General features: G+C 60.4%; 15 protein-coding genes. 11 read left to right on the forward strand and 4 right to left on the reverse strand.

Annotated features, from left to right (window positions below; all coding sequences use genetic code 11):
• The first annotated feature begins 20 nt into the window (after window positions 1–20).
• The 8 genes from HYT87_17065 (at window position 21) to HYT87_17100 (ending at window position 7,570) form a co-directional block, all read left to right on the forward strand.
• Entirely contained in the window at window positions 21–443 is a 423-nt protein-coding gene (locus HYT87_17065) for a hypothetical protein (protein ID MBI2061452.1), read from the forward strand.
• Window positions 440–2,314: a M6 family metalloprotease domain-containing protein gene (locus tag HYT87_17070; protein ID MBI2061453.1), complete on the forward strand. Its 1,875-nt coding sequence runs from the start codon at window positions 440–442 to the stop codon at window positions 2,312–2,314. Before HYT87_17065 ends, HYT87_17070 begins: the two co-directional genes overlap by 4 nt.
• A gap of 151 nt (window positions 2,315–2,465) precedes the next feature.
• Window positions 2,466–3,278 carry a hypothetical protein gene (locus tag HYT87_17075; protein ID MBI2061454.1) on the forward strand — a complete coding sequence of 271 codons (813 nt, stop codon included), beginning with the start codon at window positions 2,466–2,468 and terminating at the stop codon, window positions 3,276–3,278.
• A gap of 3 nt (window positions 3,279–3,281) precedes the next feature.
• The gene (gene fsa, locus HYT87_17080; GenBank protein ID MBI2061455.1) at window positions 3,282–3,932 is read left to right on the forward strand and encodes a fructose-6-phosphate aldolase; all 651 of its coding nucleotides are present in this window, start codon (window positions 3,282–3,284) and stop codon (window positions 3,930–3,932) included.
• Window positions 3,933–3,940: 8 nt separating this feature from the next.
• Entirely contained in the window at window positions 3,941–4,771 is an 831-nt protein-coding gene (locus HYT87_17085) for an alpha/beta fold hydrolase (protein ID MBI2061456.1), read from the forward strand.
• Between the two features lie 16 nt (window positions 4,772–4,787).
• Window positions 4,788–5,453, forward strand: a complete 666-nt coding sequence (locus HYT87_17090; protein MBI2061457.1) for a hypothetical protein — start codon at window positions 4,788–4,790, stop codon at window positions 5,451–5,453.
• A 37-nt stretch (window positions 5,454–5,490) separates the two neighbouring features.
• The gene (locus HYT87_17095; GenBank protein MBI2061458.1) at window positions 5,491–6,924 is read left to right on the forward strand and encodes a SurA N-terminal domain-containing protein; all 1,434 of its coding nucleotides are present in this window, start codon (window positions 5,491–5,493) and stop codon (window positions 6,922–6,924) included.
• Window positions 6,925–7,063: 139 nt separating this feature from the next.
• A complete protein-coding gene (locus HYT87_17100) occupies window positions 7,064–7,570 on the forward strand; it encodes an SgcJ/EcaC family oxidoreductase (GenBank protein MBI2061459.1) in 507 nt (168 codons plus the stop codon).
• A gap of 91 nt (window positions 7,571–7,661) precedes the next feature.
• Here the strand turns inward: HYT87_17100 and HYT87_17105 are convergent, their stop codons facing one another.
• The gene (locus HYT87_17105; GenBank protein ID MBI2061460.1) at window positions 7,662–8,261 is read right to left on the reverse strand and encodes a CPBP family intramembrane metalloprotease; all 600 of its coding nucleotides are present in this window, start codon (window positions 8,259–8,261) and stop codon (window positions 7,662–7,664) included.
• 92 nt (window positions 8,262–8,353) lie between these two features.
• On the opposite strand from HYT87_17105, the gene HYT87_17110 reads away from it, so the two are divergent.
• From HYT87_17110 to HYT87_17120, 3 genes are all read left to right on the forward strand, one after another.
• Window positions 8,354–9,235 carry a trypsin-like peptidase domain-containing protein gene (locus HYT87_17110; GenBank protein MBI2061461.1) on the forward strand — a complete coding sequence of 294 codons (882 nt, stop codon included), beginning with the start codon at window positions 8,354–8,356 and terminating at the stop codon, window positions 9,233–9,235.
• 117 nt (window positions 9,236–9,352) lie between these two features.
• The gene (locus tag HYT87_17115) at window positions 9,353–9,637 is read left to right on the forward strand and encodes a type II toxin-antitoxin system Phd/YefM family antitoxin (GenBank protein ID MBI2061462.1); all 285 of its coding nucleotides are present in this window, start codon (window positions 9,353–9,355) and stop codon (window positions 9,635–9,637) included.
• Window positions 9,638–9,661: 24 nt separating this feature from the next.
• Complete coding sequence (locus HYT87_17120) at window positions 9,662–9,958, forward strand: type II toxin-antitoxin system RelE/ParE family toxin (protein ID MBI2061463.1); 297 nt, start codon at window positions 9,662–9,664, stop codon at window positions 9,956–9,958.
• A 71-nt stretch (window positions 9,959–10,029) separates the two neighbouring features.
• Here the strand turns inward: HYT87_17120 and dctP are convergent, their stop codons facing one another.
• The 3 genes from dctP to HYT87_17135 all read right to left on the reverse strand — a co-directional run bounded on the left by dctP (window position 10,030) and on the right by HYT87_17135 (window position 15,495).
• Window positions 10,030–11,115: a TRAP transporter substrate-binding protein DctP gene (gene dctP / locus HYT87_17125; protein MBI2061464.1), complete on the reverse strand. Its 1,086-nt coding sequence runs from the start codon at window positions 11,113–11,115 to the stop codon at window positions 10,030–10,032.
• A 131-nt stretch (window positions 11,116–11,246) separates the two neighbouring features.
• Window positions 11,247–14,849: a 2-oxoacid:acceptor oxidoreductase family protein gene (locus tag HYT87_17130; protein MBI2061465.1), complete on the reverse strand. Its 3,603-nt coding sequence runs from the start codon at window positions 14,847–14,849 to the stop codon at window positions 11,247–11,249.
• Window position 14,850: 1 nt separating this feature from the next.
• The gene (locus HYT87_17135) at window positions 14,851–15,495 is read right to left on the reverse strand and encodes a cupin domain-containing protein (protein ID MBI2061466.1); all 645 of its coding nucleotides are present in this window, start codon (window positions 15,493–15,495) and stop codon (window positions 14,851–14,853) included.
• Window positions 15,496–15,741: the final 246 nt, after the last annotated feature.

The following is a 15,741-nucleotide window of genomic DNA, read 5'->3' on the forward strand; positions in this document are numbered from 1 at the left end:
GGTCGCGAAACGAATCCAAGATGAGAGCCATCTGTTTATTGATTGTCGCGGGCGTGCTCGCGGCTGCGGGCGCGCAGGACCCTTTGAAGGTGTCCTTGGAAAAGCTTGTGCGCTCGCCGGAAGAGTTCGTGTCGATCCCTCTGGTCGAGGTGGAGGGCGTTCTCAAGAACGCGGGCCAATCCTATTTCAAGGGGGCGCGTTTTGAGATACGCGATGGAGGGTCGGCCCTCGAAGTGGCGCCGTGGCTTCCCCTCGAAGTGGCGCCGCCGAGGCCGGGTTCGGATACTCCAAGACGAACGGTGATGTCGGACTTCCTCAGCAAGAGGGTGCGTCTCCAGGGCCGGATTGTGCCGGCGGGCTCGGAAGGGGCGAAGGACAAGAAGGAAACGCATCGATTTTCAGTCGAGCGCGCCGAAGTGATTTCCCCGGAGAGGCTGAAGTGATCTTGAACCCGCGAACGCCGATTGCCGCGCTTCTCATCGGGTGTTTGGGTTGTGGGGGTGGGGACGAATCGCAAACCCGCCAGTACGCCGCTCCCTCGGACCCCGCCTCATGCCCGTCCGTGGCCGCCGAGAAGAAAGTTCTCGCTCGATCCCGTCTTGCCCCCTATCCCCGGCCGATTTCGTGCGCCTTCCGGCCGCGTCCGTCCCTGCTCGATCCCCTTACGGGTCGATTCTTGCACACGGGCCGAGCGGTGCCCCAGCTCGGAATGCCGAATGTGAGCCGGCGCGATTTCACGCTCCCGGAACGCCCCGAGCCCCGACAAATCGTGACACCCCGCCCGGCGATTCGGGACGTGCGCCCCCCCGGCGAGATTCGCGTTCTGATTCTCTTGGTGGATTTCAACGACAACCCCCACGATTCGGGCATCCCCGTGTCGAAAATCGAGGACACCTTCGTCGGCTCGATCTCCACCGGTAGCATGCGGGAATACTATGAGGAAGTTTCCTACGGGAAACTGAAACTTTCCGGTCAGGCTTTCGGCTGGCGCTTCATCACCACGTCATCATCGAGCAAGTGCGGGAGCACGCCGATCTATTCCTGTTACGTGAACGAATCCTGCGGCGAGGGATCGGGATTGTGTCCCTCCGAGCCGAACTCCCTAACCCTTGCCCGGGACGCCGTGAAGGAGTTCGATTCGACCGTGAACTTTTCACAGTTCGACGGGAACGGGGACGGGTTTGTGGATGCGCTCATGGTGGTCCATCCGGGGCTGGGGGGCGAGGAGTCGAGCCTCAAGCGCGACCTGTGGTCCTCCATGACCATGCTCTCGAACTCCCCGGTGGTGGACGGGGTGCGCGTGCGGGATTTCATCGTTGTTCCCGAGCGGAGCTGCACCGGGCCGGCGCGCGATCCGTGCTCCCAAAAAGGATCGGTGAACATCGGTGTCATCGCGCACGAGTTCGGTCACATCCTCCAATTGCCGGATCTGTACGACACGGGTCGCGGCTCCAGCGACGGCGTCGGCATTTACAGCATCATGGGCACCGGCGCGTACGGTCCCGACAATGAATCCCCCTTCAAACCGACACATTTCCTGGCCTGGGAGAAGGCGCTCCTCGGATGGCTCACACCGCGCACCTTGGCGAAGGATGATTGCGATGCCCGGCTCATGCCCGTTGAAACCAACGAGGACGCGATCCGGATCGATGCGAATGGGCCGGATGATTCCCAATATTTCCTTCTTGAAAACCGGCAGCCGGTGGGATTTGACAGTCGAATGTCAGGGAAAGGGCTGCTGATCACCCACATCGATGAAAAGGTTTGCGAGGCGGGATTTGACGACAACACGGTGAACGCCGATCCGAAACACAAGTGCGTGGACGTGGAAGAGGCCCACGGGGGGACCCAGCAGTTGGACGCGGACGAACGGGAGCACAATCAGGGGACCGCGGAGGATTTCTTTCCGGGTCCGAAGGGCACGAAGACGGAGTTTAAGCGCGACAGTGACCCTTCCTCGGCGCCGTACATCGACGGGCTCCGGAAGGATTCCGGGGCGAATGTGGCTTTGACGAACATTCGGCTGGACGGATCCGATGTCCGCCTCTGCGCTTCGGGCGCGGCCGCCGGTTGCCCCGCCGCGTCCGAAACGGACATCTCCACCGCGCCCGAGACCGCCATCGGAAAAGGGACGGAGTCGACGAACAGCACGGGGGCTGGATCGGGCGCCTCCACGCCGGTGTCCAAGCCGGCGTCGGAGCCGGCGTGGGGGTGTACGGCATATTCGTTTTCCTCGTCCGGCACAGGCGGGCTATTCGACCTTCTCGCCCCGCTCGCGGCGTGGCTCTTCCTGCGTCGCCGCCGTTCCGGTTGACCCCGCACCTATCCCGGCAAATACTTTTCCCCGGTTGGATCGAGGTGACACCCCGATGCTTTCAGATCGCCAGACCCGAACCCGCTGCCGCCGAGCGAGAGGATAGGTGCGGGGTTGACTCTTCCCCCTTGCCCGTGATACTCGCACGCGCATGAAAGCCATGCCGAAGCACGGACGCTTCGTCCCCCTTCGCCGGCCGGGTCGACCGTCCTGGTCGCTTCCGGCACGGCCTGCACTTCCTGTGCGCCGCCTGTGCGCGGCGACGCTTCTGACGCTGTTTCTCCCGGTCGCGTCGGTTCGGGCGGACAATGTCGGCGCGCCCGCCGGGGTCCTCGGGCGCCACAAAGTCGGCTTTTCGGTCAATTCCGGCGTTTTTCAGCGGGATGTGGAATTCAAGGAGGGATTAAGCCAGGCGGGAGCGGCCAACGAGGACAAGGCCGTTTTGACCTCCATCCGCCCCATCGTGCTCAAAGCCCAGGGGAACATTCTCGATTGGCTCAACCCCTACGCCCTCTTCGGCATCGCCGATCTGCGTCTGGACGAAAACAACTACGAAGGGACGATGAAGCCCTATGTCGGGGGGGGGGCGGTTTTCCGGGTGGTCGATTCCCTCGAGGCGGGACCCGACATCAGTTTCCAATTGCACTCGGCCTACACGTACAGCAACGCGTACATCTCAAGCGAAAATGAGAGTTTCGATCTGAATTACTGGGAGGTCCAGGCGGCGCTCATCCTCCACAAGCGCATCAGCAATTTCATTCCGTTCATGGGGATCGCCTACTCGGACACGTTTTTGTCGGAGCTGTCCGGCAACAACGCGAAACTTGATTACGGCGCGCGTACCGTGCCGGTGGGATTGTTCGCGGGTCTCGACTATTTCATCACACCGAACGTGTACATTCACTCGGAGCTGCACAATTTTGTGGAAGATGCCATAATCGTAGGCCTTGGTTTCGACCTCTAGACGATGAAAATATTTTTGGACAGCGCGAACATTGAAGAGATCCGCCAGGTGAACGACTGGGGCATCCTGGACGGACTCACGACCAACCCGTCCCTCATCGCCAAGGAGAAGCGCGACTTTCACGACGTGGTGAAGGACATCTGCGCGATTGTGAAGGGGCCGGTGAGTTTGGAAGTCGTGGCGACGGAAGCCGACAAGATGGTGGCCGAGGGAAAGAAGCTGGCCAAGATCGCCGACAATGTGGTCGTCAAAGTGCCGATGATTCCGGAAGGCCTCAAGGCGATCCGCCGACTATCGGGAGAAGGGATCCGAATCAACACGACCCTCATCTTCACGCTCCCCCAGGCGCTCCTGGCCTCAAAGGCCGGTGCCTCCTTCGTCAGCCCCTTCATCGGCCGGCTGGACGACATCGCGCAAAACGGTGTGGAGTTGATCCGGCAGATCGTCACCGTATTCAAGAACTACGGCATCCGGACGGAGATTCTCGCCGCCAGCCTGCGTCACCCTCTTCACGTCATCGATGTGGCCCTCGCCGGCGCTCATTGTTCAACGATCCCCTTCAAAGTGATCGAGCAACTGATGAAACACCCCCTGACCGACGCGGGGCTCAAGAGGTTTTTGGACGATTGGAACAAGTCCGGGCTGAAATTTTGAGTCGAACGATGCTGAGATCGCATGATCCTTCCACTCATCGTCCCCGCAGCGAAGCGGATGGGACGAACGGCCGTCAGTCGGCGTTCGACCGGTTCCGCGTCCACGTCGAAGGATTCATCTACCTCCTGGAAGATTTCACCTGGATCCTGCTCCTCGGTCCGCTTGAAGACGCGTTGGACTCCCATCCGCCGCTTTCAGGAGATCGCGTCGGCCACCCCATCGTGGCGGTGCACGGTTTCGGCCAGACGATGCACGTCTACCATAAGATGCGCCGATACATGAAAACGCACGGGCGGGAGTTTCACCTGTTCAACTACTTCACGCCGGAATCGATCAAGAAAACAGTCGGCAAGCTGGATCGATACGTGGATCGCGTGCTGGAGAAGACCGGGGCCGAGAAGGTGGACCTCATCGGCCATAGCCTGGGCGGTTTGGTGGTGCGGTATTACGTGCAGGCCGGCGGAGGGAGCCGGAAAGTTTCCACGTGCATAACCCTGGGAGCGCCCCACGATGGGACGCGGATCTCTCCCTACCTGCCGGTGATCCGGAGCATGGCCGAGATGAGCCGGACGCTTCGGGAAAGCCGCTTCTGCCGGGAACTCAACGCGATGGAGAAGCCGGCCGGCGTGCGCTTCATCAATATCTACTCTCCGAACGACTTCTTCGTCCGATCGAAGGGGCGGGGTTCCTGGGAGGAGGCCGACCGGAATGTCGGTGTGGATTTCGTGGGCCACCTCGGGATGATCATGGACTATCGGTTCTTCGACGTCCTGCTCAGGGAACTTCGGCCGGCGCAGCAGGCGGGAAATGTAATCTCCATGCAGGATCGGCATCGCTGATACGAGAGGGAGAGGAATGGCGAAACAAACGGCGGCGAAATCCAAGTCGAAAACCGGATCCAAGGCGAAACAAATCATCATGGATGATTTCGACCGGGAGCTGAATGAAAGTTTCAAGTACCTCGAAGGAAAGCTGGGGGACGTGTTCGGCGGGCCGCTGGGTAGGATCGTGCGAAAGGTGGCCGATGAGCTGTTCGGGTGGTTCGTCAAGATGGGCGGGACGGAGAGGGGGCGCCGTTCATTCGAAATGATTCTCGACGAAGCGCAGAGATTCAACGGGAAGAACGTGGACGATATTATTGAAAAGTCCATGGAGGCCTATCTGAAACTGAATGAGCTTTTCCTCCGGGCCGATCGAAATCACGAGTCTCTGGATAAACTGAAGGCGCTCCTTCACGAAGAGTATGAGGCGCGCCTGAAAATCTACGGACCCCTCATGGGCGCCACCGCCGATTCGTATGGAGAGTTGGTGCGAAAGACGTTCCCGGATCGGAAAGTCCTGGACAAGCTCATGAAAGATCAGTTTGATGCGACGGAGAAAGTCTTGGACCTTATCGCGAATGAGAACGGCCTCATGAGGATTCCGACTCTTGTCCGCAAGCCGGTGCTGAAGGTGGTTCGCTCGTCCTACGCCTTGATGCGCGAACGTATCGAAAAAGGCACCGACAAGATCTACTCATGAACCGCCTCTCGTCTCCCGCCTCCCCCCTCTCGGACCCATGCTGACCCTCATCCGGCGCAAGCGGTTCCGACGATACGTCAAGATCGTGTTCGGCGTCGTCGCGTTCGTGTTCATCATCGGATTTGCGCTCGACGTGTCGAACGTGGGCCAGCAGCAGGACGCGCTCGTGGCCGCGAAAGTGAACGGGGAGGTCATCAGCACACTCGAAATTTCGCGGATCTACCGCGACCAGGTTCGCGACCGATATTCCGAGTTGACACCGGAGCAGCGAAAGCAGCTCAACCTGCCGAAACAGGTTCTGGACGATGTGATCGAGAGCCGGCTGATCCTCGCCGAGGTGCCGGAACTCGGCTTCAAGGTCGGCGGGGAGCAACTCAGGGAGAACATCCAAGGCCGTCCGTATTTTCAGGAGAAGGGCCAGTTCAGTATGGAGCGCTACCGGCGGATTCTCCAGCAGGCGGGAACCAATCCGGCGCAGTTCGAAGCCTCCGAACGCGACTCCATCTCGTTGGAAGCGGTCCAAAACCTGCTCTCTGCCCTCACCTATGTGCCTGCGGCCGCGGTGGATCGCGCCTCGCTCATGAAAAATATTCAGGCCAACGTCGAAGTATTGGAAATCGATCCGGATGAGGTGGCCAAGACCCTGAAGCCCGGGGCCGCCGACCTCCAGGCCCATTTCGAATCGCACAAGGATTCCTACAAGACGGATGAGAAACGGAAAGTCGAGTTTGTCGAGTTTCCCGATCAGTCGGCCGTGCAAAAAGCGGCTGAGGCGTTGGGCGAGTCCAAGGATCTGGCCAAGAGGGCGGGCGAGATGAAATGGGAGCTAAAGCGAACCTCTTGGCTGACGCGCCACGGGACGGTGGACGGGATTTCGGATGCGGAGAATTTTCTGGCGCAAGCGTTCCTCCTGGGGGCGGGCGAGATCGGTCCACCGCTCAATACGGGCGGGAAATACTTCCTAATCCGCGTGGCCGAAATCGAGGCGCCCCGCCCGGCGGCGTTCGAAGAGGTGAAGGAGCGGGTCCGCGCGGATTGGCTGAAGGACAAATCGGGTGAGGCCGCGCGCCTCAAGGCGGAGACCCTTCTGGCGAAGGCCCGGGGCGCGAAGAATTTGAAGTCGCTGAAGATAGCCGGGGCACCTGTCTCCTTCGAGACCGGCCTTTTTTCCGCGGAGACTCCGTCCATTTCAAGAATCGGAGACTCGAAGGATTTCAAGGTAGCCGTTTTCGGGTTGTCGCCCGAGAAGAGATGGCCGGACAAACCGGTTCAAGTCGGGCGGAAGTGGTACGTCCTGCGGCTCGTGGAACTCAAGCTGCCCACAAAGGACGATTGGGTGAAGGACAGGACCGAGGCCCAAGACGATCTCTCTCGATTGAAACGTTTCGAACTCCTCCGCCACTGGCGTCAGACGCTCAAAGACAAATCCAAAATCAAGATCAACGAAGACGCGCTGAAAACACTTTCCTGAGTCGGCCCGCGTCTCCGCGGAGGGGGATTCCACCCGATACGATCAAGTCATCCGCGAAGGCATCGCCTTATGTGGACAACAGCGGTCTTGATTTGACTGGCCTCCTTATGATACGAGATCGCTCCATGGAGGTAAGCATATGAAACACGTTTTTGCAGCAGTCCTTTTCCTCATGATCGCTGGTCCAGCGCTGGCGAGTGGTGGGGAACACGCAAAAGATGAAGACGCGATTAGGGCGGCGTGGGCCGGACACGTCGCCGGGATGAACAAGCATGACGCGAAGGCCGCGGCGGCGTTCATGTCCGAGGATGGGGATCTCATGGACCCCATGGGCAAAATGGCCCGGGGTCGCGTCGAGATTGAGATGTTGCTGGCGGAGCATTTTCAGTCCGACATGATGAAGAACGGCACCGGCGAGCTGACCGTCACGAACGTGATGTTCATCAAGCCGGACGTCGCGGTGGTCGATGGCGATGCGACGATGTCCGGGATGACGGGTCCGGAAGGGAAGCCGATGCCGCCCATGAAACACCACGCCACCGGTGTAATGGTCAAGAAATCAGGGAAGTGGTGGGCACAGGCCATTCGAGTCATGATGCCGCCCCCGCCGCCGGTCCCTGCCGGTCAGGCTCCGGCCAAGAAGTAGCCCAGCCGAAAACCAAACCAATCGAAGCCCTTCCGGTCCGCCCGGGAGGGCTTTTGTTTTGGAGTGCTCGACACCGTTGATATCCTTCATCCTAACCGCGGAGCATCGTGGCTGCGATGTACATTCCTGCGTTGACGGCGGTGTGGGTAATGAGGGCGGGCCAGAGGCTTCCCGAGCGGTTTTTCAGCCAACCCCAGAAGAATCCGGCAGCCAGTGGTGCAAGGACGCTGGGAAGCGCCCCTGCCCATCCGACGTAGGCCGCGTAGAGCGGGTAGTGCATCAGGGCAAAGCATGCCGAGGTACGAATGAGACCTGTTTTCGGCTGGAGAAACCCGCGCCAGTAGTATTCCTCGGCGAACGGGTTTACCAGAATCCAGTACACGCCGAACAGTCCCCATGGCTCCGTCGAGAGAAATGCCTGCATGTCTGCCGGTGGCTGGAACCCTCGGGATCGTAATAGGAAGCCGGCTACCAGAAACGCGAGAAGGATCAGCGCCGAAGTCGCCAGGGTCAGGATGATCCATCGTGCGGTGGGCATGGAAGCGAGTCCTGCCTCCCGCATCGAAATCCGGGGAATGCCGATGCAGCCCACGTGATCCGCGATCAGCGTTGGCCACACCATCCCTCCGCTTGCCAAAGAGGCGACCAGTACCACCACGGGCGGCCACAGCGAAAGAGTCAGGATCGCCATTCCGGGCATTTCGACGCGCAGTGTAGCGCATTACGGGTTGCTCTTGTGGGTCGGGAATCACCCTTGTAGAATTGCCTCTCGAAAGGATACGGTTGGCGACCTACCGGAGGAGCACCACACGCAAAGTGAGTAGTGAGTCTGAGTCATCTAGCGAAAGCGAGAGTCTTCATCCTGAAGGCTTTAGGGATGCCCTTGAATCGATCCGAAAGAGTGTCGTCTTTTTGGGGACGGGTTCGGCAGAGAAGAATTTCACGCCATGTGCGACCGGATTCCTGGTCGCTTCGATGGGAGTCTTGGTAGTCATAACGGCCAAACACGTAGTGCTCAAGGGCGGGACTGATGTAATCAACGATGATCTCTTGGTGGCCTTCCGACAGGTTGGAGGGGGCCTGGCTACTCGGAGCGTTCGAGAGATCAAGACCACTTTCAAGGACGAATTGGAGTGGGTGTTCCATCCCAGCGAAGATGTCGCGGCCATTCCATTCCTGCACCAGCCCGGCGTCGACGACCTCAAATCCATTCCTCAGGATTTTTGTTTGGAGAGCAAGAACCTCTGCGGACTTATGCAGGTGTTTTTCCCTGCCTACCAGCCTGGAGCATCTGAGATAGCAGGGATACGGCCCATCATGAGGGTCGGGCATATCAGCGATATTGGGCCAGGGCGGAAGTTTCTTCTGGATGGGGCAGCCTTTCCTGGGAACAGCGGGTCGCCGGTATTCACTGCCCCGTCGCACATGAATCTTGTTTCAGGAATAGGTGGCCCTCGGTTGGTCGGCCTGATTTCCGGTTATCTCACGTATCGAGATGTTGCCGTCAGTGAGCAGACTCAGATGCCGCGCGTGATGTTTGAGGAGAACACAGGACTTTCAGTATGCTGCACGTATGACGCTATTGACGATGTTCTTACTGGGGAAGAGTTTCAAGTCATGCTCAAGCGACTGGCGCCTCTCAGGGGAGTAGAAACTTCCAAGTAGGATTGAGCAAGTGCGGGGTCAGGTCTTTCATTGTCATATTTGTCTCTGGGATGGAAATGGTGCCTTTCGCCGGGAGTTGAATGTGGTCCTATTTGTGACTACAATAAGGGAATGGCGATGATGGATCTATTGCGTGCCGAATACATCGGGGTGCGGACCCTCAAGACCCATCTCTCAAAATACCTGCGAGGTGATCGACCGGTTGTGGTGACGGAGCGTGGCCGACCCAAGCGTGTCATCCTTGGCTACAACGATGCCGTCGATCTTATCGAGATGATGGAAGAAGCTCGCGACAGCGAATGGACCGCCGAGGTTGAACGATCCCGCCGGGCATACCGCAAGGGCGGGGGAGTGCCTTTCCGGGGGGGCTCACTTCGCCGTCGAGTGGGTCTCGGGCGCTAGCCGACCTCTCCCTTACCTACGAGAATGGGCCCCTACAGACTGGTCTACGCGGCTGATCGCAATCGACGGGCGATCGAGCGGTTCCTTTTGGGCATTCCCAGGAACGAACGCGTGCTTCTTGTGGGCAAACTGGAATCCCTGGCGGTCAACCCTAAACCCGTGCAGTACAGAATGCTGAGGCCGCCCGTTCCGATCGAGGGATACCTTGCGCCTCATCGACTGCGGGTCGGAGACTACCGGATTTTCTACGACATTGACGAGTCCGCGAAGACTGTCGTCTTGATCGGCATCCGTCGCAGGCACGAACACACCTACAGGTGACCCGGCCGTTCTGAAGACGCGTGCTGAAGCCTGTGGCTGCCGGAAGGAAGGGAGGTGGACGGGGTGCGGGGCTACTTGATGCGGACGCGTTGGACGACGACGCGCTTCCGGGGCGGTTTCGCGACGCCCTTGGACTTCATCTCGGCCCACTGCTTTTTCGCGACGAGGATCTTTTCCAGCAGCGATTTCGGATAAACTTTGTCCGCCAGTTCGTCCCACACCGGCTGCGTCTTGTTTTTCAAAACCTGGAGGGCGGCCGGGTCCGGCTTCACGAGCTGGATGCCGTGCTTCAGCATCGCCTCCATGGAGCGCTCCTGGTCGGGCCGTTCAAGCTGGAAGAAGTAGTCCGAGAGTTCGGAGCTCGTATCAAGGAACACCTGCTGGAGGTCCGCCGGCATTTTGTTCCAGCTTGAATTGTTGATGAGGACGACGCCGGGATCGTAGTAGAGATTCATGTCGTAGACGTACTTCACCTGCGTGCTCCATTGCATTCCGACGGCGGCGAGTGGACTGGCCGTCACCACGTTCAGAAGCCCTGTTTGCAGCGAGGGAAGCACTTCGGGAACCGGCGTTTGAATCGGGCTTTCCACGCCGAGGGCCTTGAAGGTGGCCATGCCCACGGGTTCCGTGCTCCAGTTCCACACGCGTTGGCCGCGGAAGCCCTCCGGCAATTCGATTTTGTTCTTGGAGTAGGGCAGGTCGAACCCTTCCTCCACCAGGCCGATGAGCTTGAAGCCCTTCTTGTCCATCAGGGCGTCGATTTCGTTGAAGAGGGAAAGCATCACGTAGTCGGCTTCGTCGTTGTCTTCGAGAAGGAAAGGGAGGCCGAACACGGTCAGCTCGTTGAGCGCGGAGAAGGTGCCCTTCATGGTGAAGCCGCCCACGTCGAGTTGACCGATGCGGAGCTTCTTGATCATGTCCGGCTCATCGCCGACCACGCCGCCCATGAAAAGGATATTCTTGATCCGGCCCTTGCTCTTTTCTTCGAGACGCTTTTTCCACATCTCCATCGAATCCGTGTAGGCCGTGCCTTGGGGGGCAAGCGAGCCCCATCGGAGGGTGACTTCAGGTTTGGGAGCCTGAGCATGGGAGGGTGGAACCGAAGAGGCAAAGAGGGCGGCAAGGAGCAGGCAAAAAGGGATGCCTCGAATCAACATTCGTGGAATGTAGTCCGAATTGGGTTTGCGGGCAAGCGTGTACTCTCTCCCTCATCGCGGACATCCTCTCCGCCGGAAATGTCGAGAGTACGGCCGGCATCATGCCGGACCGACCGGCGCGGGGGTCGCCGTCAGATGCCGGAGGCCTTCTTCATCTGGAGCCGACGGGCTTTCTCGAAGGCTTCGTCCATCCTGGCGTATCGAATTTCCCTGTAGCCGCGAACCTCTTCCGGGATTCGGAGCGCGGCCACGGCAGCGTCGTAGTCGGGAAAGGCCCCGACGAAAAATCCGCCTACCACGTGGTCGAGATACCATTGAGCAAACTGTTTTTCCCGTTCGTGCCAGCCGGGGAGCCAGCGCCGGAGAAAGCGCATGTGCCTCATGGCGCGAAGCATCCAGTCGCGCGCGTTCACGTTGAACTCGAAATCGCGACCAAACACGGTGAAGCGGGGACGGTTGTAGTGGACGTACCGGACCCGATCGTGCAGGCCGAGCCCGAGCGCCGCGCGGTCCTTCTCGTATTTCTCGGGTCGGGTGAGTAGGTGGGCCACGTAGACTTCATCTTTGATCAGGAGGACGCGGAACAAATTCTCGATCACGGCGCGAGTGGCCGCCCATCCACGATCCGCGGAATCTTTTTCGGAGATCCGCACCACCGTGTGTACGAAGGTCCTTGCCGCATCCATTCCATCGAACTCCGTGAGGTCGGCCGTGTATCGGATGAATTTGCGCCGGTCGGATTCCGCGAGCATGAGCCTCGGCAGCGTCTTGTCGATCAGCCGCCGGAACTCCTGCGATTCGCGCCAGCCCCGGGCGCGGGAGAAGAAGCTCCGTTCGATGGATCGGGCACGCTGTCCCACCCATTCCCGGAGTCCCACCGGCGCGGGGAGGGACTTCGTCTTGATCCCGTCCAGTGCGGCCGAGCGGCCGATCTTGAATGCGAGCCGGTTCTTTTCCGCCATCTCGTTGGAGAACGTTTCCCGGAGGGCTTCCGTCAGGTGCGCCTCCCGCAGCGGAAGAAGGCCGAGCTGGTAGGCGTATCCAAGCAAAATGACATTCGAAAAGAGTTTCGATCCCAGGTGTTCCTCCGCGAGAAGCGAGAGGTTGGCCCGAAGGAGGGTCTTCACCGTCGACGCGAAAAGCCGGTCCCAATCCCCCGGAACGGCCTTGTCGCCGATCAGCATTTCGACGGTCAGCATCGGGTGGGTGTTCAACACCGCGGTGCTCTGCGGCCCCGCGTACCGGAGCCCCCGGGCGGCTTCGAGCGACTCCAGGCCGAGCAGAAGGTCCGCGCTGCCCTCCGGCACCACCGGTGAGTGAACTTGCTCGCGGCGGTCGAGCGTGAGGTGGGCTTCGACGCCGCCGTTTCGAATGGCGAGTCCTTTCTTCTCCATGAAATGGATCCGGAAACCGTCCTTCTCCGCGGCCCGCGCGAGGATCTGGACCATGAGTCCGACGCCCATGCCACCGACGCCGGCCGCGACCATCCGCCAGGGGAACGCGAACGTTTGGAGGGGCACCGGGGCGTCCCGAAGGAGGGGATCGGGAAGGGTCGGCGGTCCCTTCCTCTGGATGACGACCTTCTCGAACGAGGGACACGCCTTGATCTGGGTGCAGTAGGAGTCGGATACGCAGGTCGACTTGTCGATGGCCACTTTAGTGCCGTAGTCGGTATCCACGAATGTGAGGCCAGGGCAGGCCGTCGCCTGGGTGCAGGCCAGGCAGAACTCGCAGACCTCCGGAACGATCTGAATGCGCTCTTCCACCGGCAGGTAGCCGTGACGGTGGATCACCTCGCGCTGCGCGGCGCGTTTGCGGTGGTGAAAGGTGATCCCGCACTCCTTGTCCGAGATGACCACGTGTGTGCCCGTCCGTCGGGTGAGCGAATCCAGAAGCGTCCGATAGGCCTCGCGGTTCGGCGAGTGCGCGCGATGCACGTCCACACCCGGGCCGAGGCTTTTCACGATCCGTTCGATCTCCTGGGGGGGGATCCGTTCGCCCATCACGTTCAAGTCGGAGGCGGCCGTGCCTTGATGGCCGGTCATGGCCGTGTTCTTGTTGTCGAGGATGATGTACGTGATGTTCTGTTTTTCCTTGATCGAGTTCGAGATGGCGAGGAGGCCGCTGTGGAAGAAAGTGGAGTCTCCCATGAGCACCACCTGGGGATTGCTCACGAACGGGTCGGCACCTGCACCGGCCGCGCCGCCGAGGCCCATGCCGGACATGTTGTGCATCGTTCTGAAGGGCGGGAGATAAGCCATCGAATAACAGCCGATGTCGCCATGAAACAAGAAAGGAGCTTCATCACCATGCTCGGTGGTGAGCGCGATCGGATTCTGTCTCCGATCGCCGAGGTCTTTCAGAACCGAGAGCGTCTCCCGGTGCGGACATCCGGGGCAAAACGTCGGCGAGCGGGGCGGAAGTCCCGTCGCCGCGGACGAACTGTTTCCATCGCGGCCTGAAATTCCCTGGAATGGCCTCCCTCCTTGCGGTGCGCGCGCTCCGGCTGAACCCCATGAATCCACTCGCGCTTTGCCTTTGATGTCGAAAGGCAGGGTGCCTCCGGAGGGGGGGCTGCTCTGGACGGATGCGGTGGGCAGCGCCTTTCCATTGGATCCGGCCATCGCGCGTATTCGCGGCTCGGCGGAGAGCGCTTGCGCGATCGTTCCGGACGAGAGGCCGCCGGCTTCCGCAAACCCATTCCCGAATTCGAACTGCTTGCCCCAGATATGCACCTCCGTGCGATCTCGAAGGAGGTGCCGAATTTGTGCCTCGATGAACGCGCCCTTCTCCTCCACCACGTAGATGTGGGAAAGCCCGTCGGCGAATTCCCGCAGAATCGTGGGCTCCATGGGATAGAGGAGGCCGAGCTTGAGGAGGCGCGGCTTCTCTTCAATCGCGAGCGAACGGAGCGCCTCGTGGAGATAGAGCCAGCAGGCGCCGGAGGCCACGATCCCGAAGCTCGCTTCCTGCGTTTCGGGCACGATGTTGTCGATGCCCCTTCGCCGTGCCCAGGCGTGGAGCTTGTCCCGGCGGCCTCTCAGAATGTCCTCTTCATTCCGGTTTGAATTCGGCGGAATATTCACGCGGCGATCCAGACGGATCCGGTGGGTGTCGATGCTGCGCGGCGAACGGGTATCCGCGTGAGGCCGCCGGTTCGGATGAAGCGCCACGGTGGCCCCGCCTTCCGCCTGTGGCGTGGTGATCCAGTAGCCGGCGATCAATCCGGATTCGCGCGAACCTTCAAGCCCCAACGCAATCCAATCCTTCAGCTCTTGGAACGTGGACGGCGCGAGGATGGGTATCTGGAGATGGCGGAACAGCCAGCGCGAGTCGGCGCCGACCTGCGTGCTCGAGAGGGCCGGATCGTCGCCCACCACGACCATGGCGCCTGCATCGGGCGAGGTGCCCGCGTAATTCGCGATGGCCAGCGCATCCGCCGCTACGTGGAGGCCGACGCTTTTCATGAAGGCCACGGCCTCGGCTCCTGCGTCCTGCGCGCCGTTCAACATCGCGGCCGCTTGCGCCTCGTTGTTCGCTTGCGCCCCGCGGATGCCGTTCTTTTTCAGGAGCACCGACTGATCGGCGAGGATCGAGAAGATCTCGGCCACTGGCGAGCCGGGGTAACCTGTGATGAGGCTTGCGCCGGCTTCGAGACAACCTTTGAAGAGAATCTCATTCCCATTGAGGAATCGTGTGCCGGATTCGGCGTCGTAGTGATCGCGCCTTGCCATTCTACCGTTTCTCCACCACGGTAACGACCGCCCGGGCCGAGCCGGGTCCGACCGATCGGAACCCATGAGGCCGGTTCGAGTCGAACATCAGCGCGTCGCCGGATCGCAAGACCACCGTTTGGTCCGGCGTGCTGAATTCGAGGCGTCCGTTGAGGACAAAAATGAACTCCTCCCCCTCGTGGTCGAAAAAGGAGACCTCCTCCTTTTCCTTCGGTTCGAATTCGACGAAGTACGGATCCATGATCTTGCGCGTCTTGAGGTGCCCCAGAGAGAAATATTGGTAGCCCACCGGATGGCCATCTCTTGAGAGCCGCCGATTCACCGGGCGACGATCACGGGCGCGAACCACCGCGAGGGCGCCGGAAGCCTGCTCCTCGAAAAAACCGACCAAGGGGACCCCGAAGAACCGGCTGATCTTCAGGAGCGTGGGGATGGGGGGTACGACCTGTTCGTTCTCGATCAGGGATAGGAGGGCAGGAGAGAGCCCTGTGCCGCGCGCCACCGTCTTGAGGATGTATCCCTTGCTGCGTCTCAACCACCGGAGGCGCTGACCGATATGTAGATGGTGGACCTCCCGGGCCGGCCCGCTCTTAGCCGCGGTCCGCCCGTTGCCTCGCTCCTGTGACTGACCGTGCCCCTGCGCCATTTCAGTATGGTTAAATTATATTCGGCACTACTGAAACTGTCAAGCGGATGGGGATCATTCAGACACCCTGCCCTCAATGGCCCCGACCACTCGCACTCCCCCCCCAGTCGCCCTCAAACTCCCTGATTCACATGATCCCCCGTAGCGGAGCCTTAACCTGAATCCGGCGTGAAGGTGAGTATATCACAGCTGGATTCCTTGCTTGGCGAGGGGCTAGTGCGTATTCTGAGGGGATGGGCCGTTTCT

The organism is Nitrospirota bacterium (assembly GCA_016180645.1).
Lineage (GTDB): Bacteria > JACPQY01 > JACPQY01 > JACPQY01 > JACPQY01 > JACPAV01.